We start from the raw sequence: 22,031 nt of genomic DNA, 5'->3' as shown, positions 1-22,031 counted from the left end.
TTGAATTAAGCGACACTGTATCAAGGCCGTAAAGCCCAGAAAGTAAGTAGAATGGAAGGGCAAAAGCCCTCACTGCTGCGGGCAGACGTCCTGCTCCTTCGGCGGGTTCGGGTCGAGGCCCTTCCTCTGGCGTATCTGCCTGATGATCTGCTGGGCGAGCTCGTTCGGGACGCGCTTGAAGCCGGCGTGCTCGGTGCTCCAGAGGGCCCTTCCGCTGGTCGCTCCACGGATCGCCCCGGCGAACCCGAACATTTCCGCAACCGGCGCCTCGGCGATGATTATCATGACCTCGCCCTCCTGGCGCATGTCTATGAGCTGGCCGCGCCTCTGGTTGATCTCCCTGCTGACGGCACCCATGTACTCGTAGGGCACGTTGATGATGACCTTCTGGTAGGGCTCGTAGAGCACCGGCTGGGCCTTCATCATGGCGCACTGTATCGCTCCCCTGATGGCCGGGTATATCTGGGCCGGACCGCGGTGGACGTTGTCCTCGTGGATCTTGGCGTCGTGCAGGCGAACCATTACCTTCATGACCGGCTCCTTGGCGAGCGGTCCCTCGTCCATGGCCTGGTGGAATCCGTCAACGAGCAGGTCCATGACCTCGTTGAGGTACTGGATACCCTTGGTGTTGTCGAGGAACAGGTTGCCGTTGTATATGTCCACTATACCCTTGGCGACCTCGTAGTCCATGCCGAGCTCGGCGAGCTTCTTGGCGACGGCCTTCGGGTCCTTCGGCCTGCCCTCCGGAATGAGTCCGTCCTTGATGGCCTGGTATATCTCGTCCGGAAGCGGCTCGACGGTGATGTAGAACCTGTTGTGCTTGTTCGGGGACTTTCCTTCGACTATCGGGCTCATCTTGCTGACGCTCTCGCGGTAGACGACGATCGGCGGGCTGACCTCAACGTCGAGCTTCCAGTCCTCCTTGAGCTTGACGAGCTTGACCTCGAGGTGGAGCTCACCCATACCGCTGAGGAGGTGCTGGCCGGTTTCTTCGTCGATCTTAACGTGCAGGGTCGGGTCCTCCTTGGCGAGCTGTCTCAAAGCCTCGATGAGCTTGGGCAGGTCCTTGACGTTCTTGGCCTCGATGGCGACGGTAACGACCGGCTCGCTGGCGTAGTGGAGGGCCTCGAAGGGCTCTATCTTCTCGGTGGAGACGGTCTCACCGGCCATGGCATCGCGCAGACCGGTGACGGCGACGATGTTCCCTGCCGGAACGGCCTCCATGTTGACCCTCTCGGGACCCATGTAGATGCCGACCTGCTGGATTCTCGCCTTCCTCTTGGCGTTTATGAGGTGGACCTCCTGGCCGGTCTTAACCGTACCGCTCCAGACACGGCCGGTGGCGACCTCTCCGGCGTGCTTGTCGAGGATTATCTTGGTGACGACCATGACCATGGTCCCCTTCGGGTCGCAACGGAGCATGGCCTGGCCGACCTCGCTGTTCACGTCACCCCTCCAGAGGTGCGGGATCCTGTACTTCTGGGCCTCGAGCGGGTTCGGCAGGTGCTTGACGACCATGTCCAGAACGACCACGTGGAGCGGGGCCTTCTGGCGGAGGGTCTTGAGGTCACCGGCGTTGGTGAGCTCGACGATGTCCTTGAAGGAAACGCCGGTCTTCTTCATGTACGGGACGCTGAGGGCCCAGTTGTAGTAGGCACTTCCGAAGGCGACACTACCGTCCTCGACCTTGACCATCCACTGGCTCTTGAACTCCTCGGGGGCGTACTTCTTGATGAGCCTGTTGACGTCGGTAATTATCTTGGCAAAGCGGTTGAGTATCTCGTTCGGGCCGAGCTTGAGCTCCTTGATGAGACGGTCAACCTTGTTGATGAAGAGAACGGGCTTGACGTACTCCCTCAGGGCCTGCCTGAGAACTGTTTCGGTCTGGGGCATGACGCCCTCGACGGCGTCTACAACTATAATGGCACCGTCTATGGCTCTCATTGCCCTGGTAACGTCACCACCGAAGTCAACGTGACCCGGGGTGTCGATGAGGTTGATGAGGTAGTCGTTGCCCTCGTAGTTGTGGACCATCGAGACGTTGGCGGCGTTGATGGTAATTCCTCTCGCCTGCTCCTGCTCGTCGAAATCGAGGACGAGCTGCTTTCCAGCTAACTCCTCGCTTATCATTCCAGCACCGGCGAGCAGGTTGTCGCTCAGCGTCGTCTTACCGTGGTCAATGTGAGCGGCGATACCCATGTTCCTGATCCTCTCGGGCTGGGTCATGAGCTCCTTAATCTTCGCAATCATCTCTTCCCTTCTTCCCATTTACACCACCTTCTAACCTGATGAGCTTGTTCACCACTCACTTAAGAAGGCCGGTTATAAATCTTTCCCAGAGGAGAAATGGAGAGGCGCTCCGGACGTTCAAACTACTTAAGGTTTTGGGTTATGGAACGAACAGTCCAATGAATTTCTCAACCCTCTCCACCACGTCCGCCCTCGCGTAAACGCCCCAGCGCCAGTGGGTGTCTTTCAGCTCCACCAGCGAGCGGACGAGGGGCGAGACCTCGCTGAGGCGCTTTAGCTCGCCGCCAACGAGGACGAAGGCGTTCCTCTCCTCGAACTTGGGCTTTGGGGGATAATCCACGAGAACCCGGTGGCCGAACTCGGCCTCGAGTTCCCTTTTCAGCTCATCGACCGCCTTCTCACCCGGGTCTTTATCCGTGTAGAGGACGCGCTTGTAGAGCCTTCTCGAATCGATGGCCTCTATCAGCTCGCGAACCTCCGCTCTCTCGCTCTGCCTGAGCCTCGCAACGAGGTCGACCTCGTCCATGGTGCGTATCTCCTTGAGGGGAATCCCTTCGAGCTTGACCGCTTCAACGAGCATTGCACCCGCTATCTTTGAGACGTGGTGCTGGTAAACTGTGGGATACATCATGCTCCTCGCCAGGAGGAGACTCTGAGCGGCCATTACTCCCTTTTCACCTATTACGAGCCTCTCCCCGTCCCAGGCAAGGTTCCTCACCAGCCGGTCCAGGTCAACGAGACCATAGGCCACCCCGGTGTAGTAAGCGTCTCTCACCAGGTAGTCCATTCTGTCGGCGTCAATGTCGCCGCTCACGAGAGGGTGCTTGAGGAGTTTGAGGAACTCCTCAATGGAATAGCGCTCCCTCACCACGTCGCCGATTTCGCCGTGCCTTATGAACCATTTCGTGTTCTCCTCGTGTCTGCCGTAGATGCCCTCAAGCGTGTGGCTGAAGGGGTAGTGACCGAGGTCGTGGAGTAGAGCCGCGTAAACGGCTCCCTCATCAACCTCTGGATTATATCCGGCGATTTTCCTGGCGAGGTGAAAGGTTCCGAGGGAGTGCTCGAAGCGGGTGTGCCGGGCGGAGGGATAGGCGAGAAAGGCCAGGCCGAGCTGGGTTATCCGCCTGAGGCGCTGAAACTCGGGGGTATCAACGAGCCTGACCGCGAAGTCGTCGAGCTCGATGTGGCCGTGTATGGGGTCGTGGACGAGCTTCATATTCATCACGCCAAAGTGGGAGGAAAAATTAATAAACGTAATCCCCGAGAACTTAACCGTTGGCAGGGGTTTGCCGACCCTCCTGCCCGGGGGAGGGGCCTTTCCCCGCCCCTTCCCTCTTCGAACGTCTAACCTTTGGCTTGAAGAGCCTCTCGACCTCTTCTTGAACCTCTTCCGCTTCTCCGCTCAGGACGAGCTTCCCGTTGCCTATGACCACGACCCAGTCCACGATTGGCATCAGCGGCTCCCAGATGTGGCTTATGACCACGAAGCTCTTCCTGCCCCTCATCCCGTCTATTATCCCTATCACCCGCTCCATGCTGTCGAAGTCTATGTTGGCCAGCGGTTCGTCCAAGAATATCAGCTCGGGGTCCCCTATGAATGCTTGAGCCAGCGAGAGCCTCTTCAGCATTCCGGAAGAGTAGCCGTTTATCCTCTTGTCGAGGAAACTCTTAACCTCGAACATCTCCGCCACGCGCTCGATCTCCTCCTCGCCGGCGCCCTTGCTCTCGGCGAAAAGGCTCAGCCACTCCCTGCCTGTCGCGAACTGGGGGAAAGCCGGCGGGTCGTAGGCGACGCCGAAGCGGGCCTTGATTCGCCAGTTGTTCCAGGGGGCTTCGCCGAACACCTTTATCTCCCCGGAGGTTGGCCTGTAAACGCCGGTCGCGAGCTTGAGGAACGTGCTCTTTCCGCCCCCGTTGGGGCCGAGAATGAGGGTCAGCCCCTCGGGAATCTCTACGGTGACGCCGTCGAGCGCACGTATGCTCCCGAAGTGTTTCTTCAGGTCCTTGGCCTCGATAATCACCTCACCCACCTCCAGACGATGAACGCCAGGAGCAGAGCGAAGGCCGAGCCGCTGAGGTAGAGGGCGTTCTGAACTGCCCTCGTGGGGTAGTTCTTGACGAAGCGGAATGAGCAGGTTAGCCGTTCGGTTCCGTTGTTGATTACCAGGTAGTCGCCCTCCTGGGGGAGAACGAACTGGTACCTGGCATGACCGTAAACGGTGTGTTTATCCACCATCTCGCCGGTTATGACGTCGTAGACCTCAACGACACCGTTGCCGCTGCACGACGCCTCCACGAGCGAGCTGGTGGGGGTGTGGGCGATGACGTAGTTTATGCTGGTGGTGTTTCCCTGATGCTCCACAGGGGGCAGGAAAAGGGGTCCTATTGAACCCACTTGGTCCTCGTAGGAGCTGTAAACCCAGAGTGAGCCCACGGTGAGAATGAGCATCGCCGAGAGGAGAGCCACCCAGAACCTCATACCACGTCCCTCCTCCTGATGAGAACCCACGAGAGAGCGAAGAGCACCAGCGGGACGAGCACCCCCCAGCCGAGGTATTCCGCGGTGAAGGGCGTAAAGCCCGTGCTCCCGCTACGGGTTATGGCGTTGATGAAAAGCTGGGGAGGTATCCCGGAGCTACCCGTCACCCTCGGTGCGTAGATTACTGCAAAGCCGACCATGAAGGCAAGGAAGGCGTTTGGAGATGCCAGCGAGACCAGCGTAGCGACTGCCACGAGGTATAGGAGGAGGAAGGCAACGAGGAGCAGTGCGTCCCCGAGGAAGCCGGAGGTTATCTCCGGAAGGTGGCCGGCTATGCTCGCGTACGTGGTCAGCGTCACGTAGGCGAAGGGCAAAAGCACCATTGCGAAGGCGTATATGATGAGCGATAGGAGCTTAACTCCGAAGATTTCCGTGTTGGAGTATGGGAGGGAGTAGATGGAACGGGCAACACCGCTGTCCCTGTCGTAGCGGAAGGTAAGGGCTCCAAGGAGCAGGATGAGGAAGCTCAGCAGGGTCCAGACGTCGTCGAGGGAGAGGAGTCCCTGGATTGAGGTTGATACTTTCCCGGCATTGGTGGCACCAAAGAGTTGAATCTCAGTCCCAGAGGTAAACACTGAATATTGGCCAGTACTCATCAGGAACTGCTTCATGGCCATGCCAGTCAGAACCAGGCCCAGCAGGAGGAGGACGTTCTTCACGATATCGTTCATCTCCCAGCGGAAGAGGGTGTAGAGGCGTCCCATACTATCACCTTCCTGAGTGACGATCTGCGGTTCTTCTCAGGACGTTTCGTCTGGTCAAGACGACGGTCAGCACTAGAACTACTAGGGAGGCATAAAAGACGTAAGAAGTTTCGGTTCCCCGCTTCTCGAAGGCGACGGTTTCGTGTTTTCCCTCTTTGAGCCTGAAGGCTTTAAGGACTAGGCCTACGGCGTACGAGTCATCGTGCTTGACCTCCACCTGATACAGAGCGTACTCGTCTGCAAACGACGCGTCCAGAATTCCAACGGCCCACAGGTCGGGTCCGCCGTTGGGGGTGAAGACGAGCTTTCCGTCCGATGCGTCGAAGGTGTAGATCAGGGTTGCCATCTGAACGTCCATAAGGGGATAGCCCCTCCCGAAGGGCTGGGTCAGGTTAAAGGAGTACTGGCCCGTGACTACCGTCTTCAGCGGGGGGTAATAGGTGACGTTTTTCCACCTCCTCGGTTTGTCGTTGTCGATCGTGACCCGGTCGATGGACGTGGCAAAGGGGTACTCTGAAAAGGAATCCCCCTTCTCGAGCGGGTTTCCGGGGTCGTCAAACAGCATCGTGTGGCCGTAAACTTTTCCGTCTTTTACCACCTGCAGGTCGCTTTTCCTGATGAGGTACGCCCCCCTTATCGTGACTTCCCCCAGTTTGAACACGTACCAGTTCCAGTCCTTGAAGTCCGGGTTGTGGCTTTTCTCAACTTTCTCTGAAAGAACCTCAGACTCGTTCCAGAAAACGGGTGGGGCCGTGCCCCTAGGAAGGAACGTCATCACCGTGACGTTATTAAGCAGGACGGTAACGTGTGAACTTATGTAATCCCCTTTCTGCGCGAGCTCGAACCTCATCACGGTGTCGTTGTGGGCCTTTATCACGTAAAGAACCCCTGAGTAGTTGTAGATAATGAGGGACGTGGTTATCCATTCAGGCTTGTCCCCCTGGGAGAGCCGATAGTGGACGTACGGGTCGTATCTTTCCGATGTGTATGTCAGGGAAGTATAACTACCAAGCTCAGAAGCACTAGCAAGGGATGACACTATAAGAACCGTAACCAGTAGGAGAAGATATGTCAATCTGTGCCTGGCCATTTTAGATCCTCCTTTTTATTTTCAAAAAGGGGAAGAAAGACGAGAAAGAGATCAAATATACGGCCACCCAGCCGATGAAATTATGTTGTGGTATCCATCGATTGTCACGATAGTCTCTGCTCCGTTAGGTTCTGCAATTACGCTGAGTCCCGTCACTTTATGGTCACCATAGGCGCCACCGCCACCGGTCCTATAGGTAATGTAGTAGTTTGTGTAGGGGTGCTGAACGTCGTACTTGACTCCTATCTCTGTCCAGGAGTAGCCATATGAGTCGCTGTTGTACCCTCTAACTGAGGTAACAGCCCAAGTCGTCGCTGCCGCGAACCCTGCCGCCACTACCAATAGACCGAACAACAGGGCAACCAGCTTTTTCATCAAGCCGACCCTCCTGCCCGGGGGGAGGAGTACCTCCGGACGGTGATAACTATTACTCCCCATTATTTAAGCCTTACTTCGAACGTGGGTTGTCATGAATGAAAAAAAAATCGTGATCGGATAAAATACCCCTAAAAACCTTCAACCAAAAGCGACGAAAAGTTGTCAAAAACTTCAAAACAAAACAATTTACCAGAAATTTCAACAAAAAAAGATAACGTTGGCCAAAGCTCAGCTCCACGTCTCGGCTATGACGTCGTGCTTGTGGATGCTCTCGTTGCTGATGACCTTCACGTGGATCCTGCCCTTGAACCTCTCCTTCGCCTTGGCGAATATCTCACGCGCGACGTCCTCGACGAACTTCGGGTTGGCGAACATTCCCTGCACGACCGCGTTCTCGTCCACCGTCTTCAGCAGAGTGTACGTCGGGTGGCTGAAGGAGCTCTCGACCACGTCAATCATGTCTTCTAGGGCTATCTCCTCGTCGAAGGGGGTCCTGACCTCAAGCTCGCCTATCGCCCTCTGTATGTGGGTCTTTCCTTTGTTGTTGGCCATCGCGTGGGGGCAGGCGGTGTTCCCGATGACCTTGACGCGGAGAACCTTCTCAAAGGTCCCGTCGTAGTGCTTTATGACCCCGACCTCGACGTCGTAGGGCTCGTAGGTGGTCTTTCCGCTGGCCGGGGTTTCCCTCGGAATGATGAGGTGGGTTCTTATCCACACCTCCGCCCTCCTGTGGGGGTGCTTCCCTTCCAGGCGGCTGATTATCGCTCTCCCCAGCTCTTCGAGCGAGGAATGGGCCTCCATGACCTCCTCCTCGACGGCCTCGCTCATGGCCTCGGTTATGCTCTCGACCAGCCTGCTCATGTGTATCCCCTTCTTCTCTGCGGGGACGTCGATGGTTACCTCGAAGAGCGGGAGGAACGTGTAGACCTTCCCCTTCCAGTTTATCTTGGCCACGCTCCTCAGGTTGGTGATACCGACGCGGTGAAGGCGCTCCCTTATCTCGGGCCTCTCCTCCTGGGTCTCAACGAACATGGACATCACCCTCACTTTTTAGTTAGGTGGTTCTAACCGTGGCCCCTTTTAAAGCTACCCTCATCTCAGAGAAACCCCGAGAAATTTTGGGTTATAGCGGGAAGTTTTCTCCATTCCCCATGGCCAATCTGACATCGCGTTTAAATGTTCTCTCAGCTTCCAACGCACACGGACTCAAGGAGGTTCCTAACGTTTCCCGCGATTTTTCCGTCGAGGACCACTCCCCTGCGCGCTATGAGCACGTCCCTGCCGATGTGCGACAGTTCGTACCCGACGATTCCAAGGGGTGTGCCGTCGAAGAAGCTGAAGGTCTCGACTCCCTCATCGAACATGTCGGGAAGCCACTCGTTGTACTGGCCCCTCAGCCTCGGGTAGACGATGAGCGCCCCGCCGCCGGAGATGCGGGAGTAGGAGTACACCTGGTAAAGCTCCCCACTGCTCCTGACGAGCTTGCGCCACCACGTGTCGCCCATCTTCACGCTCAGGTTCCTGTACTTCACCTCCAGAATGCACCTGCCACCGGGCATCTGAACGAAGATGTCGGGCCTTGGGGGGCCGAAGGTGAACACCGCGCCCATTTTGGCCTCTATCTCCGCGGCACCTCTGACGATCTGCGGCAGGGGGTGCTGCCTGTGGACCCTTCCCCTTCCGGAGAGGGCCGTCAGGATCGTGTGGTAAACGAGATCCTCGAACAGGCGATCCATCTCTATGAATATCCCCGGAGTCGTGAAGCCTCCACGGGAAAGCTTTCCAAAGCCAGCGAGTATCATGGTTGCCAGGTGGAAAGCCGGCCGGAACCTCTCATTCAGCGGGTTGAAGGCGACCCTCTCTATGTCCCCCTGCCTGAGAGAACCAACGTCTGCAAAGTATCGAATCAGAGCCTCCGCGGCCCTGGCCACGCCCTCCCACGCTGAAACCCCCACGACCACCTCCAGGGCCGCCTTCAGGACCCTGTTGAGGGCAGTATCAACGTCGAGGACCGCGTGTCTAACCGGAACGTCCCTGCCGAGGGGAGGCCTTCTGGCAAGGCGCGAGAGGAGAACCCTTCCCCGTATCGTCTGGAGTTCCTCCTCGACCTCGGAGTACTCCCGGTAGAGACCGTGGAAGAGCTCCCTGCCCAGGAGGTAAACGTAGAGATACAGGAAGAGTTCGTGAACGCTCCCATCTCCCCGCGTGTACGTCGACACAGCATCTTCTATCTCCCGCCTTCCCAGCCCCAGTCCGCCGCTGAGGTTCATCAGGCTGAGGAAAAAGCGCAGGGAGCGCGCCTCGTCGGGGTCGCGTTTGTAGGGCCTCGGGAGAACCTGGATCATAAACCTCGGCTCCCCCAGGTGGTAGGCGAAGCCCACGCTGCCGTGGGCCTTGATGTAGTACTCCCCCCTCCGGGTGTCGTACTTGAGGCTCAAAACCTCGTGCTCCCTGCCGTAAAGCCCGTTTATGACCTCGAAAAACCTCTGAAGGCTCTCCGGAGTTACGTCCACCCCCTCTGTTCGGATCGTGCTGAGGTACTTCCTCTGGAACTCGTAGAGGGTTATTCTCTTCATTCCGCCCTCACCAGCCGACGAAGGGCCTCCATGAAGGACTCCCTGTCCATCATCACTATCCTGCCCCTGTCGTCTATGAACTCGAATCCAGGATAGAACGACCCCAGCTGCTCCCAGCTTCCGTAGAAGTACTCCTGGAAGAGGGGCAGTATCTTGTGGTAGAACACCAGGTAGAGGTCCTCCTCGGGGTTCTCGGACGAGGCTATATCAAGGAAGTAGCCGTGGCCGATGGTGTAGTCCTTGCCCTTCTCCCTCTCGATTATGGAGTTCAGCCTCGAGAGAAGGTGTTCGAGGTTCACCCCGCCGACTTCCATTCCGGCCAGCAGCTCCGGCCTCGGAAGGACCTCGTAGAACGCGAACCTGCGCCTCAGGGCTATGTCGAGGAGGGCTATGCTCCTGTCCGCCGAGTTCATCGTGCCGATGATGTAAAGGTTGGGCGGAACGGCGAAAAGTTCACCCGAGTAGGGAAGCCTGACTATCGTCTCGTTCGGGCCGCCGAGTCTCTTGTCGGGGTCGAGAAGGGTTATCAGCTCCCCAAAGATCCTGCTGATGTTTCCGCGGTTTATCTCGTCTATGACCAGGTAGAACTCCCTCCGTGGTGTGAGCTTTAGGTTTTCCCCGGCCCTTCTCCGTTCAAGGAACTCGAGAACAGCCTTTTTCATTTCCCCATACGTGGCGTTCTTTTTCCTGAACTTCTCTGGCAGGGAGTCGTAGATCGCCTCTATCGTGATCCTCTTGAAGACGCCATCGACGACGTCGTAAACCACCCCGCCGCTTCCCTTCGTCGGCCGGAATCCCTCAACGAAGTCCTCGTAGCTGAAGGACTGGTGGAAGGAGACGAACTCCGGCTTAACAGCCACCTTCCTGGCCAGGTACGTCTTTCCGGTGCCGGGGGGACCGTACAGTATGACCTGCCTGAACTTTCTGAGGAGGACCCTTATTGACTCCACCTCAGCTTCCGTTTCCTCGGGCTCTGCGGGGGCTCTTTCTTCCACGGGGGCCCTGTTGGTGTCCCAGTGTATCCTGTAGAGGTAGTCCACGTCCCTGCGCAGGTAGTAGTAGAACCTCTGTCCCGCGGCCCGGTATGCCGTTCTTCCGAAGTAGAGAACCCTGCAGTCGTCGGACACGCCGGCGTACTTGGGGTCCACGACGCTCGGAACGTACCTTCCAAGCGAGAAAACGCCCTCAAAATCGCCCCTGCCTATCTCTCTGGCCTCGAAAAGGCGCTCAAGGGGCACGATCCCGGCGCTTATACTGCTCCCATAGATTCCGGTTATCATGAACAGGCCCCTAGATGTGAAGCGGAGGTAGATAAGCTCCCCAGGGATAAGCACAACTCTGCTCCCTCCGGGAGTAAGGAGGTAGATCTCCCTGCCGCCCTTGGTTCCGAGGGCCGCCACGAAGGAGCCGTCTTCCTCAAGGTGTACGTCACCCACGGTCTTGCCCCCGGGTACCATTGAGGTCCTGGATAACCTCTCAACGCCGTCCCAGAACTCAAGCGGAGAGTAGTAGGGAAAGACGGGAACGCTTATCCTACCAACCCGAAGCTCCTGCTTGCCCTCGTTCTTCCAGGTGTACAGCAGGTAAAGGGAGTTTTCATCGTCCGCCACCGCGTGAATGTACGAGTATCCGTTGGGAGGGGTCGGGATCTTGACTATCTCAAGGCCTTCAGGAGCCATATACTCGATGTGGTAATCACCAAAGACCAGCACCCTTCCCTCAGGGGTGAAGTTCACGTAAAGGGGGAGCTTTGAGAAGGTGACCGACAGCGCCTCGCCCTCTGGATCTGGTGAGGTCACGGGATACACAACGAACCTACCGGGACTGCACTTCGTGAAGACCGCCAGTTTGTCCCCGCCGGCAAAGAGAACGGCTTCGTCGGCACACGGAACGGAGATCCCCCTCTCCCAGCCGGGAAGAACGGAGCCATTTATGTCAAAAACGTGCAGGAACCTGGAGTCGTCCTCCAGCCTTACCATAACGGCCAGGTATTCCCCCGACGGGAAGAGGACCGCCTCCTCGATGACGAAGCCGAACTCCTCGTACTCGGCCTTCAGAAAGGTGTTGATGGAGTAAACGGAATTTCTTAGTGGTTCTATGTTCACCATTACAATCACCCAAAGGAACTAGGGATCCTGATATATAAACCTTTGGCAGAAAAAAGTGCCAGTGGGGGAGGTTTAGGTACCCTTGGGACCGGATTTCCTCTCGGTCTGCTCCACGAGGTAGTAAACGGTCCTCAGGGGAATGCCCATGCGGGCGCTGATTTCCTTCGCGGGAACACCTACCTTTACCAGCTCCCTCACCCGCCTGATGGTTTCCTCGTCATACTTCCTGGGCCTTCCCCGGGGGTAGCCCTCGGGGACAAGTTCTATTCCCATCTGGGAGAGGGCGGAGATGATCTTCCTGGACACCTTGGGGTAGAGGCTCGGGGGGCAGGATATCTTGCGGACGTTGGGGGCGCGCTCGAGGATTCTGACGAGTATCTCCTTGGTGGGACGGAGGTTAATGTAGACCTCGGTAACCTCCTCGTTGAGGGCCTCGTTGAGCTTCCTTATGAGCTCGGCGTTGTTTCTGGCCTTTATCTCCACCCTCATGGGCTCACCCCTGGAGCAGGGCCAGGAACTGCTTTGCCTTGTCACTCTTGGGCATGAACTTCTCGAACTTCTTCGCCTCCGCAAAGAGGGTCCTGTGAAGGCCCGAGATGACGAACTTCTTTATGGCCTCGACCAGCTCGTCCTTGGGAATCCCGAGGATCTCGGCAACCTTCTCCTCGCTGTACTCGCTCATTCCGTAGAGCAGAACGCCGCCGAGTAAGTGGTTGGGAACGTTGGCGATGTCCTTTCTCCTACCCACGAGGGCCTTCTCCATCTCGCACTTCCTGATGAGGAGCATGCTCCCGTGGCCCGTCCGGAACCCGGGCTCGTCGGCAAAGGGAAGGTCGAATATCGAGTAGTGGCAGTCTATGCAGAGCCTCATGTCCGGGTAGAGGCCCAGGCTTTCCCTCTCGTTCTCCGAGGTGAGGAAGTAGTAGCGGAAGAGGTCGAGGCCGAGCTTCTTCGCCCCCTCCTCCGGGTCGAGTATCGCGTAGGCGAGGGCGAGGTTATCAACTGTGTAGTGGTTGTTTATGAGCACTCCCCGGGTCTTGACGAAGCTCAGCACGCGCCAGCGGAAGCGCCTTCCATAGCGCTTTCTCAGTTCCATTTCGATGTCAGCATCTGCCGGGAGGTCGAGTCTTGCTTTCTTCAGACGGTTGTTCTCCCAGTACTCCACCTCTATCCTCAATCCGCGCGTTCTGACGGTTCCCTTCTCGCGGAGCTTGCCTTTTATGAGCTTGAACGCCTCCCTAACCGCTATGCTCTCCCTGGCGAGGAGCCTGAGAACGTCGCCCGAGTATGCGAGGTAGGGAAGGATCTCCACCCTGCCGAGCTGGATCGGATTCTGAACCGCCCTCACCTTCTCGACGTTCTCCCTGGTTAGTTCCTTGACGCCCAGGAGCTTCTTGCCAAGGAAAAAGGTATAGTTGGCCGAGATCAACGCCAGGGCCATCTTGTGGGCCGTTATTGCCGCGCGGAGCCTTTCCAGGGCCAGGACGCGGTTGTGCTTCTTCCTGTAAATCCACTGGAGGTGGGGATCCTTGCTCTTCCTGTCAGAGAAGCCGGCCGATGGCGTTGCCTCACCCACACGTCTCGAAAGGTCGTCCTCCAGCTCCTGAAGGAGGGAGAGGTTTTCCCGGAGGCGGAGGGAGATGGACGGGACGTCGAAGGTCTCGAATAACCCGTCCATGTCTATGCCTATATCGTCCAGTATCTTGTTCACCTGGGCAACGAGCTCTTCCGTCGTCGTCATGGCAACAGCTCCCCGTTGTTTATCTTCTCGGGGAGGTACTTCTTGGCAACAAACTCGAGGGACTTGTTGGCCAGGGCCTGCTGCTCGATCCTGACGCCCATCTTGAGGGCCATCTTGAGCTGTCTCTGCCACTCCTTGTTCTGGAACCACGGGTACTCCATCTCCTCCAGGATTCTCTTGTAATCCCCCGTCGGACCGCCCTTCTTGTTCGGCGGAATCCCCTTGAGCTTTTCAGTGACGTTCTTGAGCCCGTAGCGCTCTATGTCGTCCATCGTCATTCCCACGAACTTCGCTTCCGGCGTCGCCAGCTTGTCGCTGAGGTAAGCAAGGTTGATGGAGCCCTGCTTTATGGTGGAGTAGATGTACCAACCGTAGGGGTCACCGTCGGTGAAGACTATTATCGGCAGTCCCTCCTCGTAGTGGAGCCTGTGGATCAGCCTTCTGACTCCACGGGAGGCCTGTCCCTGCGTCGCTATGATTAGGGCGTTCTCCTTCCTGGGGAACTTTTCCTCGATGAGACGGTCGGCCATGGCCGCGGTCTCGACGACGAGTGCGTAATCGACGTTCACCTCAACGAACTGGAGGTGCTCGACCGTTCCCGGAACGGCCCAGCCACCCATGCCGAGCTTGCTCGTGTTGAACTCGTCCTCGCCGTCCCTTATCACGATGTCACCGTAGATGTAGCCGCGCCTGTCCGCAGTGAGGTGCATCTCCTCACGCAGGACGCCCATCATTCTCTCGAGGTCCTCGATGATGGGGTCGCTCTCGCGCTGGTCCTCAAAGGTGTTTTCCTTCGTCCCTGGAATGGTGTGCTTGTTGGCGTAGTAGGCTTCACGAAGGCTCGCGTGCTTGTTTTCGCTCACGAGGCGCTTCACGTAGGCCATTATCAGGAGCGTCTGCATGAACTTCCTGGCGTGAGCAACGTTGAGGAAGTACCTCCTGGAGAGCTTGTCGCCCATTCGGATAACCCTTCTTCTCTCGTCGAAGTAGACGTTGCCAAGCCCGCGCATCGGAATGTCGAAGTAGGGGTTCCTGCCCTGCTTGATGTCCTCGAGAACGCGCCTGCCGTACTCCTCCAGCTTGCTGAGCACCTTGTTGGGGTCGTAGGAGAAGCGCTCCCTGGGCTTCTCCCTCTTGACGGCCTTGGATTTAGGCATTCTCGCTCACCTCCTGAGCCTCCTTCGCCGCGAAGTGGCTTTCTATGTATGATATGAAATACTCCCTAATCTTCTCCTCCGGCTCGCCGGTGAGTACGCTAAGGGCCTTCGCTATCTCAGGCACGTACTTCTCGAAGGTCTTCCTCCTCTTTACCTGGTAGAGCCTCCTGTGCTTGCCGCTGAGGTAGGTCTGGAGCTTTCTCGCCGCGTCCATTATTGCCAGCCTTATCTCGTTCTGAATCTCCTCGACGTTGGCTATGCTCTGCTTCCCGGTGCCGGTGTAGGGGACGTGGACGCTGATGACGTTTATCATGAGCACCAACGGCGCGCGGTCGAGGTCGTCCACCTTGTACCTCTTCCAGTCTATCGAGCGGGCCGCAAGAGTCGTCACACACGAGCCGGCGTCGAAGAGAAGGGGAACGCGGTTCGCGTAGCGGAGGAGCTCGAAGCCACTCGGGATTTCACCGCCGTAAGCCAGGCCAACCTCGACCTGGAAGGGAATGCCTCCGGAATAGACCTTCGGCGGCCTCGTCACTGCGGTAACGAACTCCGGCTTGAGGATTCCTTTGAGGCCCTTCTCGATGTTCTCCTCGCCTATCGGCCTGAGGCCATGGGTTGGGGGAGCGAGGAACTTCATGTACTTGAAGGCCTCGACTATCTCCTCCGCCTCCTGCCAGGTGAGCTTCTCCGGCGGCTTCTCCATGAGCTTTGCCACCTGCTTGACGACCTTGGTGTAACCCCTGAAGGAGCGGAGGACCGCTTTAACCTCCCCCTTGGCGAGCCTCTCGTAGAGCTGCTCCTGGACTTTTTTGTCCTTCTCGGTCTTTATGAGCCTCAGCGCCGCTATGTATTCCACCAGCTCGTCCACCTTCTTGTCGCTTATGCGCGAGAACTCGCCGACGAGGAAGCGCCTGACAGTGCTCCTCCTGGTCTTCCTGGCCATTCTGTAAACGTCGTCCGTGAGAACACCGCGCGGGTGGGGTTTCATCTCGGTCGGCGGCTTCGGAACCTCCTCGCTGGAGCGCGGGAAGACGATGAGCTTTCCGTCGGGCTCGATGAGCTCTATGTGGGCGTGGGGATTGGCTATGGCGGTGAGCTTGAGGTACCAGTAGACGCCCTGCTTGGAGCGGACGTAGCGGACGTTCTTCACCTCCAGCTCTATCCTCGTCCCGCGCCAGCCCTTGGGGTTGGGGTGCCGCTCTTTCTTCACGATTTTACCCTCGTTCCTGTCCACGTCTATCTTGACCCAGGCCTCGATTATCTCGTCGTTTCCCGTGGAGGTTATGACGCGCGTCGCCTTTCCACTGGTTATCTGGGCGAACATCACCGCACCGCTTATACCGATACCCTGCTGTCCCCTGCTCTGTATGTTCCTGTGGGCCTTGGTTCCGGCGAGCATCTTTCCGAAGACGTGGGTGATGTACTTCTCCGGTATTCCCGGGCCGTTGTCCTCGATTATGACCTTGTAGTGCTCCTTCCCAAGCTCCTCTATCTCGACGCGGACGTAGGGCAGTATCCCGGCCTCTTCACAGGCGTCCAGCGAGTTGGTGACCGCCTCGTGGACGACGGTGGTGAGGGAGCGTATCTTGCCCGTGTAGCCGAGCATTGCCGCGTTCCGCCTGAAGAACTCGCTGACGCTTTGAATCTTGAACTCCTTAAACAGCTGACTTGCCTCGGCCATCTTCAGTCCTCCCAAAAGTCCTCCTCCAGGTCAGTAATCCCAGGCTCCCCCTCCAGGGCCTCGTAGTATGCCGTGCTCTCGAGCTCAAGGTCCTTCTTCCTGCGCTCGAGGTACTTGTAGACAACTCCGTGAGGGGAGCCTCTGGCGAGCTTCTCTATCGCCGTTTTGGCGACTTCAACCTGAATCGGGTTTCCAATTATCGCAACCGTCTTGCCGTAAACGCTGACGTCTGCCCCGCTCATCTCCTCTATTATCTCCCTCGTCCTGCCCTTCCTTCCGATTATCCTTCCCCTAACCCTCGGCAGGGCATTCTTGTCGTTGCCGACGATTATGTCTGTGAGGTTTATGACCTCCAACATTTCGCCCTCGTTGAAGAGCCTGAAGGCCCTCTCCGGGGAGAAGCCCCTTCCTATGGCCATGACGACATCTCTCGCCTTCCACACGGCGAGGGGGTCGTCGGTGTCCTTCGTGGCGGTGATGAAGACCTCGCCCGTCTCGCTGTCCACCTCTATCCTGGTCTTCGTTCTCCTCTCGATTTCCCTCTTTGTCTGTCCCTTTTTCCCTATGACGACCGCCACCCTGTCCTTCGGAATCCTCACGAACTCCTCCTGCTCCCCGACGGAGGCGTAGGTAACTTCCTCCCCACCTTCCTCCTTCAGGGGCCTTCCGTCCTTATCAACGCGCTCATACTTCCTCAGCAGTCTCTCAAACTCGTCCATGCTCTCACCCTCTAATCCAAAAGCTCGCGGAGCTTATCGTTGAAATCATCAACATCAACGCCCTTCCTACCGAAGTAGTTTATTACGTTCCTCAGATCCCTCTTTAACAGCTCGACGCTCATTCTGTTCCTCCTAACGGTGGCCTGCGACCAGTCTATCACCACCGGCCCGTCCCAGAGGAGAACGTTGTACTCACTCAAATCCCCGTGGACCATGTCTCCCCTCTTCCAGAGCCTCTCGATGACGCCGATCAGGTAATCGTAAAGCTCCTCGAAATCGGCCCTTTCCAGCTCCCTCTCGACGTCCTTCAGCCTCGGGGCGGGGCTTTCGTCGCCTATGAACTCCATGACCAGAACGTTGTTGCGGAAGATCACTGGCTCCGGGACGCGGACCGCGTACTTGATCGCCCTCTGGAGGTTCTTAAATTCTCTCCTCGTCCAGACGAAGACGAGCTTGCGCATGTCCTTGGGGAGATAGCCAACCCTCGGGTCGGCAGCCAGGTACTCCCATATGCGCCTGAACTCGGTTGTGTAGGTTCTGTAAATCTTGACCGCTATCCTGTTGCCGTCGGAGTCCACTCCAGCGAAGACGTTGGCCTCTTTTCCAGTGCTTATGATGCCGTAGAGCTCCTCGATTTTCCCGCGCCTGTGGAGGTAGGCTAGGGTTTCCTTGGTGGTTCTATCGAAGACCTCGTTGGCTATCTTGTAGAGCTCGCTGTCCTTCTCGCGCCTCTCCCTGAGACCCAGCATCTCCTCGACTTCCCGTTCAATGACCTCCTCGCGCATCTCTACCCCTCTGGAACCGGAATTTAGAAAAGCGGGCTCAGAACAGGAGCTCGCCGCCGCTTATGAAGTCCTGGCTTATCTTGCCTTTCCTGAGGAGCCAGTCCACCTGCGTTCTCGTGTAGCGGTAGACTATGTCCCCGCGCTCGTCGCTCTGGACCGGCCAGGGCTGGACTATAACCACGTCTCCGACGCGCATCCACATTCTCCTCTTGAGCTTGCCCGGGATCCTGCATCTCCTTATCTTGCCGTCCTCGCAGCGGACGTCCATCCAGCCCGAACCGAGGGCCTGCTCGATTATTCCGAAGAGCTGCCCTTCCTTCGGCAGGGGGACGCGAATGACCTCGTCGCCCTGGACCTGCCTGTTCTTCTTTTTACCTTTCCCACCTCTGTGGTACGCCATGATCATCACCTCCAGCGGATAGGATTGAACCCTTATAAACCTGAGCCTTGCAAAAATTTTCCAATGGTAGTACAGGTCTGTGCTTTTAAAATTTTTGCACCACCCAATGATGGGGGCAAACCAGACTTCCTATTACACACCCATGCCCAGTAGGGATACATCAAAGTTTAAAAACGCACCGCCCAACTGGAGTCCGGAGATGAAGATGACGGCTCTGAGGGCGGAGAATCTAACGATACTCTACGATGGAAAGCCCGCCGTGGAGGGGGTAGACTTCACAATAGATGAGGGCGAGACGCTGCTCCTCCTCGGCCCCAACGGGGCAGGGAAGACGACCCTCCTCAGAACCATAGCCTGCTTTCACAGGGAGTACCTGGGGAGGCTGGAGGTCTTCGGCAGGGAGCCCTGCGGGGCAAGGGAGCTGATAGGCTACGTCCCCCAGAGCAGCAATCTCAACGAGAGGGTCCCGCTGACGGCCCTCGAGGTAGTTGCGATGGGTGGCGTGTACAGAAGGGGCTTCGTCCACTTCAAGCTCCCGCCCGAGATCCTCGACAAGGCCAGGAAGGTCCTGAGCTTCGTCGGGCTGGAGCAAGTTGCCGACAGGCTGTTCCGCGAGCTTTCCGGCGGCCAGAAGCAGAGGGTTCTCCTCGCGAGGGCACTGATGAGCGATCCCAGGCTTCTCCTCCTCGACGAGCCGCTCTCGGCCCTTGATCCAAGCGCCAGGGTCGAGGTGGCCAACGTCCTGGACAAGATAAAGCGCGAGAGGGGCATAACGATGGTCATCACCACCCACGACATCAATCCCCTCCTCGAGGTCGGGGACAAGGTGATGCTCCTGAACAGGAAACTCATAGCCTTCGGGCGGCCGGAGGAGGTTCTTCAGGACAGGGTAATAAAGTCCGTCTACGGCCCGCTGGCAAGGGTGATACCTGTCGAGGGCAAGCTCTTCTGTATAACCGGGGACACCCACATTCACCGCCACGGGGGTGGGGGACGGTGATACCGGAGTACCTCGTAAGGGCCCTCCTGGCGAGCGTGATGGTCAGCGTTCTCCTGGGCCTCCTCAGCCCGCTCATCAACGCGAAGGGGCTGGCATTCCTCACCCACGCGCTCTTTCACTCCCTCCTCTTCGGCGCCGTCCTGGGAATGATACTCGGCCTCGTCTTCGAAAACCTGTCCCTGGTTACCCTGGTCGCCCTCATCGTGACCGTGGCCCTAGTCCTGCTAATCGCCCACCTGGAGAAGCTCGGCTTTTCCCCCGATTCCGCGGTTGGAATAGTGGCGAGCTTCGTGGCAGGCCTTACGGTTCTCGGCTTCGGCGTCCTCTACAAGGTGATGGCGAGCAGGCCTTACTTCCCGCTCGGCGAGAGCATAGTGTCCTACTTAACGGGCGACATATTTCTCATAACCCTCAACGACTTAACCGCCCTCGTCCTCGGCGGTGCGTTCCTGTTCTTCGTGATTCTCTTCCTTTACCGCGACTTTCTCTACCTAAGCTTCGACCCGGAGGGAATGGAAAGCTATGGCGGCAACGTGAGGGCGTACCTGATGATACTCTACGTTCTCGTCGGCGCGATTGGAGCTTTAATCGTCCAGACCGTCGGGCTGATAACCCTCCAGGTGGTGGCGATTCTGCCGGGGGCGATAGCGCTGATGGTGAGCAGCGACATGAGGAAAGTCATCGCGGTCAGCCTCTTCCTAACTCTTGGCGTCCAGCTCTCCTCGGTCCTGCTGGCATACTTCACTGACATTCCCCCGAGCGGTATAGCCACGATAATGCTGGGCGTCATCTATGGCGCTCTGCTCTTCAGGAGGTGAAATCTTGGGCAGGAAGCTGGCTGGAATAGACGAGGCCGGCAGGGGGCCGGTGATAGGGCCGATGGTCATAGCGGCGGTCGTCCTCGATGAGGTGAACGTCCCGAGGCTCGAGGAGCTCGGGGTTAAGGACTCGAAGAAGCTCACTCCGAAGAGGAGAGAAAGGCTGTTCGATGAGATAGTGCAGCTTTTAGATGATTATGTAATTCTTGAATTATGGCCTGGGGAGATTGACTCCCGCGGGGGCACGCTCAACGAGTTCGAGGTCGAGAACTTCGTTAAGGCCCTCAATTCACTCAAGGTCAAGCCCGATGTGGTTTACATCGACGCCGCAGACGTGAAGGAGGCCCGCTTTGGTGAAGACATCAGGAAGGGGCTGGACTTCGAGGCGGAGATAATCGCGGAGCACAAGGCGGACGACAAGTTCGTGCCGGTTTCTGCTGCATCAATCCTCGCAAAGGTCACCCGCGATAGGGCGATAGAGAAGCTGAAGGAGGAGTACGGAGAGGTAGGCTCGGGCTATCCCAGCGACCCGAGGACGAGGGCGTTCCTCGAGAACTACTACCGCGAACACGGCACGTTCCCTCCGATAGTCAGGCGGAGCTGGAAAACGTTAAAGAAGATCGAGGAGAAGCTGAGGGTCGAGATGGAGGCCAAGAAATCGAAGAAAAAAGGACAGGTCAGTCTGGACGAGTTCCTGAAATGAGTTCGAAGTCCTCCAGATCCCAGACCAGCCAGCCTTCAGCCCTTAACGTCTCTTTTCCTTCTATGTTCTTCGCAACTATGCCGTAACTTTTATCCCAATGCCCCAGACCAACCAGCTCTGCCTTCCTCTTCACGTCCTTCAAAATCCCCCGGGCTTCCCTCTCACTCAGGTCTTTCCACTTGACCTCGACGAACAGAGCCTTCTTCTCCCTTTCATTCAAAGCCGCCAAGTCAATCTCCTCCCCTTTGTGCCACCACCTTCCAATCTTGGTGAAGCGGAAGGGAAGTCCCCCGACATGATTTAGTTCTATAAGAAACTCCTTTGAGACTTCTTCAAACCGCCTTGAAAAGACCTTCTGGAGGCTCTCCTCGACGTCCTCACGGCTGAGAATTCCAAGTTCTATCTCCGTCCTGTTGGAGTGGACCAGCGAGAACCAGGTGAGGAGCATTGGGTCTTTAATCCTGTAACGTCCTCTCTTTTCTTTTCTCGCAACTGGGAGCTGGCGCTCAACGAAGCCAAGGCGTATCAGCGTCTCCAGGTAGGGATATATCCTCCTTCCCTCGACACCCACGTATGTGGCTATCTCGCCCGGCCTCTCCCGGCCCTCGGCTATGGCAGCGAGTATTGAGAAGTAGAACTTCAGTTCCCTGAGTTCCTGGGAGAGAATGATGTAGGGTTCATCGTAGAAAAAGCCGTCGGGGGATAAAAACTCGTTCTCAACGAGCCGGTGGACATCGGAATAACGGGCCGCTATCGAAAGATACGCCGGGACTCCACCAACGAGCATGTAGCTCTCAAGGCCGTTCCGGAAGTCATCAAAGAACCTTACAGAGTTGAACAGGTTTAACGGCCTGAGCATGAATCCAGCGGTCCGTCTGCCGTACAGGGGCGAAGAGTAGCTGAGCACGTCATCAACCATCATGCCCATCAGAGAACCTGAGAGAACGAGCATGATGGGTTTCTTGCTGAGTTCGTGGTCCCAGGCCCTCTGGAGGGCACTCAAAATACCCCTGTCACTTTTAACGGCGTACGTGAACTCGTCGAGCACCACGAGGGTTTTTTCCTCGACCCTGGAGGAGAGGTATTTGAAGAGAGGATACCAGTCATTGAAGCTCAAGAAGATATCGTCCCCATAAAACTCGGCGAGCTCTTCCCGAATACCCTTTATCTGGTTTTCCTTCGTGCCCTCGGTAAAGGTGTGGAAGAAAACCTTTCTTCCACGGGAAAACTCCACCAGTAGTCTCGTCTTTCCAACCCTTCTCCTGCCGTAGACCACAACGAACGAGGGGACCCTCTCCCATTCCCTCCCGAGTATTTCCAGCTCCCTCTCCCGGTCAATGAATAGACTAATCATGATTAGTACTAAACAGCCTTAGTATTTA

The 22,031-nt window shown here is 57.2% G+C and carries 21 protein-coding genes; 3 read left to right on the top strand and 18 right to left on the bottom strand.

Annotated elements, in window-relative coordinates; genetic code table 11:
- Nucleotides 1-69 precede the first annotated feature (69 nt).
- The 17 genes from E3E27_RS02085 to eif1A all read right to left on the bottom strand — a co-directional run bounded on the left by E3E27_RS02085 (nucleotide 70) and on the right by eif1A (nucleotide 18,128).
- A complete protein-coding gene (locus E3E27_RS02085) occupies nucleotides 70-2,268 on the bottom strand; it encodes an elongation factor EF-2 (protein ID WP_014789755.1) in 2,199 nt (732 codons plus the stop codon).
- Nucleotides 2,269-2,389: 121 nt separating this feature from the next.
- On the bottom strand, nucleotides 2,390-3,466 hold the full coding sequence (locus tag E3E27_RS02080) for an HD domain-containing protein (protein ID WP_167773703.1): 1,077 nt from the start codon (nucleotides 3,464-3,466) through the stop codon (nucleotides 2,390-2,392).
- Between the two features lie 52 nt (nucleotides 3,467-3,518).
- Nucleotides 3,519-4,268 (bottom strand): ABC transporter ATP-binding protein, encoded by a 750-nt coding sequence (locus E3E27_RS02075; protein WP_167773702.1) that lies wholly within the window; start codon nucleotides 4,266-4,268, stop codon nucleotides 3,519-3,521.
- Nucleotides 4,268-4,729 (bottom strand): hypothetical protein, encoded by a 462-nt coding sequence (locus tag E3E27_RS02070; RefSeq protein WP_167773269.1) that lies wholly within the window; start codon nucleotides 4,727-4,729, stop codon nucleotides 4,268-4,270. The genes E3E27_RS02075 and E3E27_RS02070 overlap by 1 nt, the downstream gene beginning before the upstream one ends.
- Complete coding sequence (locus E3E27_RS02065; RefSeq protein ID WP_167773268.1) at nucleotides 4,726-5,493, bottom strand: hypothetical protein; 768 nt, start codon at nucleotides 5,491-5,493, stop codon at nucleotides 4,726-4,728. The genes E3E27_RS02070 and E3E27_RS02065 overlap by 4 nt, the downstream gene beginning before the upstream one ends.
- 4 nt (nucleotides 5,494-5,497) lie before the next feature.
- Complete coding sequence (locus E3E27_RS02060; protein WP_167773267.1) at nucleotides 5,498-6,583, bottom strand: hypothetical protein; 1,086 nt, start codon at nucleotides 6,581-6,583, stop codon at nucleotides 5,498-5,500.
- A gap of 51 nt (nucleotides 6,584-6,634) precedes the next feature.
- Entirely contained in the window at nucleotides 6,635-6,958 is a 324-nt protein-coding gene (locus E3E27_RS02055; RefSeq protein WP_167773266.1) for a hypothetical protein, read from the bottom strand.
- A gap of 231 nt (nucleotides 6,959-7,189) precedes the next feature.
- Nucleotides 7,190-7,993, bottom strand: coding sequence for a GTP cyclohydrolase IV (locus E3E27_RS02050; RefSeq protein ID WP_167773701.1), 804 nt, complete (start codon nucleotides 7,991-7,993; stop codon nucleotides 7,190-7,192).
- 152 nt (nucleotides 7,994-8,145) lie between these two features.
- Complete coding sequence (locus tag E3E27_RS02045; protein WP_167773265.1) at nucleotides 8,146-9,537, bottom strand: restriction endonuclease; 1,392 nt, start codon at nucleotides 9,535-9,537, stop codon at nucleotides 8,146-8,148.
- Entirely contained in the window at nucleotides 9,534-11,645 is a 2,112-nt protein-coding gene (locus E3E27_RS02040) for an McrB family protein (RefSeq protein ID WP_167773700.1), read from the bottom strand. Before E3E27_RS02040 ends, E3E27_RS02045 begins: the two co-directional genes overlap by 4 nt.
- A 72-nt stretch (nucleotides 11,646-11,717) precedes the next feature.
- On the bottom strand, nucleotides 11,718-12,134 hold the full coding sequence (locus tag E3E27_RS02035) for a DUF1699 family protein (RefSeq protein WP_167773264.1): 417 nt from the start codon (nucleotides 12,132-12,134) through the stop codon (nucleotides 11,718-11,720).
- 4 nt (nucleotides 12,135-12,138) lie between these two features.
- Nucleotides 12,139-13,386 carry a DUF530 family protein gene (locus E3E27_RS02030; RefSeq protein WP_014789744.1) on the bottom strand — a complete coding sequence of 416 codons (1,248 nt, stop codon included), beginning with the start codon at nucleotides 13,384-13,386 and terminating at the stop codon, nucleotides 12,139-12,141.
- Nucleotides 13,383-14,543, bottom strand: a complete 1,161-nt coding sequence (locus E3E27_RS02025) for a DNA topoisomerase IV subunit A (RefSeq protein WP_014789743.1) — start codon at nucleotides 14,541-14,543, stop codon at nucleotides 13,383-13,385. The genes E3E27_RS02030 and E3E27_RS02025 overlap by 4 nt, the downstream gene beginning before the upstream one ends.
- Nucleotides 14,536-16,224 (bottom strand): DNA topoisomerase VI subunit B, encoded by a 1,689-nt coding sequence (top6B, locus tag E3E27_RS02020; protein ID WP_167773699.1) that lies wholly within the window; start codon nucleotides 16,222-16,224, stop codon nucleotides 14,536-14,538. Before top6B ends, E3E27_RS02025 begins: the two co-directional genes overlap by 8 nt.
- Nucleotides 16,225-16,226: 2 nt before the next feature.
- On the bottom strand, nucleotides 16,227-16,943 hold the full coding sequence (locus tag E3E27_RS02015) for a KH domain-containing protein (RefSeq protein ID WP_014789741.1): 717 nt from the start codon (nucleotides 16,941-16,943) through the stop codon (nucleotides 16,227-16,229).
- Nucleotides 16,944-16,954: 11 nt separating this feature from the next.
- On the bottom strand, nucleotides 16,955-17,728 hold the full coding sequence (locus E3E27_RS02010) for a serine protein kinase RIO (protein WP_014789740.1): 774 nt from the start codon (nucleotides 17,726-17,728) through the stop codon (nucleotides 16,955-16,957).
- A 37-nt stretch (nucleotides 17,729-17,765) separates the two neighbouring features.
- Entirely contained in the window at nucleotides 17,766-18,128 is a 363-nt protein-coding gene (eif1A, locus tag E3E27_RS02005) for a translation initiation factor eIF-1A (RefSeq protein WP_014789739.1), read from the bottom strand.
- Between the two features lie 205 nt (nucleotides 18,129-18,333).
- On the opposite strand from eif1A, the gene E3E27_RS02000 reads away from it, so the two are divergent.
- From E3E27_RS02000 to rnhB, 3 genes are read left to right on the top strand one after another with little or no spacing between them, the layout of a single operon-like run.
- On the top strand, nucleotides 18,334-19,128 hold the full coding sequence (locus tag E3E27_RS02000; RefSeq protein WP_167773698.1) for a metal ABC transporter ATP-binding protein: 795 nt from the start codon (nucleotides 18,334-18,336) through the stop codon (nucleotides 19,126-19,128).
- A complete protein-coding gene (locus E3E27_RS01995) occupies nucleotides 19,125-19,946 on the top strand; it encodes a metal ABC transporter permease (RefSeq protein ID WP_014789737.1) in 822 nt (273 codons plus the stop codon). Before E3E27_RS02000 ends, E3E27_RS01995 begins: the two co-directional genes overlap by 4 nt.
- Nucleotides 19,921-20,649: a ribonuclease HII gene (gene rnhB / locus E3E27_RS01990; RefSeq protein WP_167773263.1), complete on the top strand. Its 729-nt coding sequence runs from the start codon at nucleotides 19,921-19,923 to the stop codon at nucleotides 20,647-20,649. Before E3E27_RS01995 ends, rnhB begins: the two co-directional genes overlap by 26 nt.
- Here rnhB and E3E27_RS01985 read toward each other — a convergent pair.
- Nucleotides 20,624-22,003, bottom strand: coding sequence for an ATP-binding protein (locus E3E27_RS01985; RefSeq protein ID WP_167773262.1), 1,380 nt, complete (start codon nucleotides 22,001-22,003; stop codon nucleotides 20,624-20,626). The two genes, rnhB and E3E27_RS01985, sit on opposite strands and share 26 nt — an antisense overlap.
- Nucleotides 22,004-22,031 lie beyond the last annotated feature (28 nt).

The sequence above is a fragment of the Thermococcus sp. MV11 genome (assembly GCF_012027285.1).
Classification (GTDB): Archaea; Methanobacteriota_B; Thermococci; order Thermococcales; family Thermococcaceae; genus Thermococcus; species Thermococcus cleftensis.
Note: the sequence above shows the minus strand (reverse complement) of the source record. Positions and strands in the feature narration are given on the sequence as shown.

What these genes read in the sequence shown, in the direction of transcription:
- E3E27_RS02085 (WP_014789755.1), bottom strand. Translation starts at nt 2,268, where the DNA reads ATGGGAAGAAGGGAAGAGATGATTGCGAAGATTAAGGAGCTCATGACC.
- E3E27_RS02025 (WP_014789743.1), bottom strand. Translation starts at nt 14,543, where the DNA reads ATGCCTAAATCCAAGGCCGTCAAGAGGGAGAAGCCCAGGGAGCGCTTC.
- E3E27_RS02035 (WP_167773264.1), bottom strand. Translation starts at nt 12,134, where the DNA reads ATGAGGGTGGAGATAAAGGCCAGAAACAACGCCGAGCTCATAAGGAAG.
- E3E27_RS02060 (WP_167773267.1), bottom strand. Translation starts at nt 6,583, where the DNA reads ATGGCCAGGCACAGATTGACATATCTTCTCCTACTGGTTACGGTTCTT.
- E3E27_RS02010 (WP_014789740.1), bottom strand. Translation starts at nt 17,728, where the DNA reads ATGCGCGAGGAGGTCATTGAACGGGAAGTCGAGGAGATGCTGGGTCTC.
- E3E27_RS02080 (WP_167773703.1), bottom strand. Translation starts at nt 3,466, where the DNA reads ATGAAGCTCGTCCACGACCCCATACACGGCCACATCGAGCTCGACGAC.
- E3E27_RS02000 (WP_167773698.1), top strand. Translation starts at nt 18,334, where the DNA reads ATGACGGCTCTGAGGGCGGAGAATCTAACGATACTCTACGATGGAAAG.
- E3E27_RS02070 (WP_167773269.1), bottom strand. Translation starts at nt 4,729, where the DNA reads ATGAGGTTCTGGGTGGCTCTCCTCTCGGCGATGCTCATTCTCACCGTG.
- top6B (WP_167773699.1), bottom strand. Translation starts at nt 16,224, where the DNA reads ATGGCCGAGGCAAGTCAGCTGTTTAAGGAGTTCAAGATTCAAAGCGTC.
- E3E27_RS02050 (WP_167773701.1), bottom strand. Translation starts at nt 7,993, where the DNA reads ATGTTCGTTGAGACCCAGGAGGAGAGGCCCGAGATAAGGGAGCGCCTT.
- E3E27_RS02055 (WP_167773266.1), bottom strand. Translation starts at nt 6,958, where the DNA reads ATGAAAAAGCTGGTTGCCCTGTTGTTCGGTCTATTGGTAGTGGCGGCA.
- rnhB (WP_167773263.1), top strand. Translation starts at nt 19,921, where the DNA reads ATGGCGCTCTGCTCTTCAGGAGGTGAAATCTTGGGCAGGAAGCTGGCT.
- E3E27_RS02015 (WP_014789741.1), bottom strand. Translation starts at nt 16,943, where the DNA reads ATGGACGAGTTTGAGAGACTGCTGAGGAAGTATGAGCGCGTTGATAAG.
- E3E27_RS02040 (WP_167773700.1), bottom strand. Translation starts at nt 11,645, where the DNA reads ATGGTGAACATAGAACCACTAAGAAATTCCGTTTACTCCATCAACACC.
- E3E27_RS01985 (WP_167773262.1), bottom strand. Translation starts at nt 22,003, where the DNA reads ATGATTAGTCTATTCATTGACCGGGAGAGGGAGCTGGAAATACTCGGG.
- E3E27_RS02030 (WP_014789744.1), bottom strand. Translation starts at nt 13,386, where the DNA reads ATGACGACGACGGAAGAGCTCGTTGCCCAGGTGAACAAGATACTGGAC.
- eif1A (WP_014789739.1), bottom strand. Translation starts at nt 18,128, where the DNA reads ATGGCGTACCACAGAGGTGGGAAAGGTAAAAAGAAGAACAGGCAGGTC.
- E3E27_RS02045 (WP_167773265.1), bottom strand. Translation starts at nt 9,537, where the DNA reads ATGAAGAGAATAACCCTCTACGAGTTCCAGAGGAAGTACCTCAGCACG.
- E3E27_RS02065 (WP_167773268.1), bottom strand. Translation starts at nt 5,493, where the DNA reads ATGGGACGCCTCTACACCCTCTTCCGCTGGGAGATGAACGATATCGTG.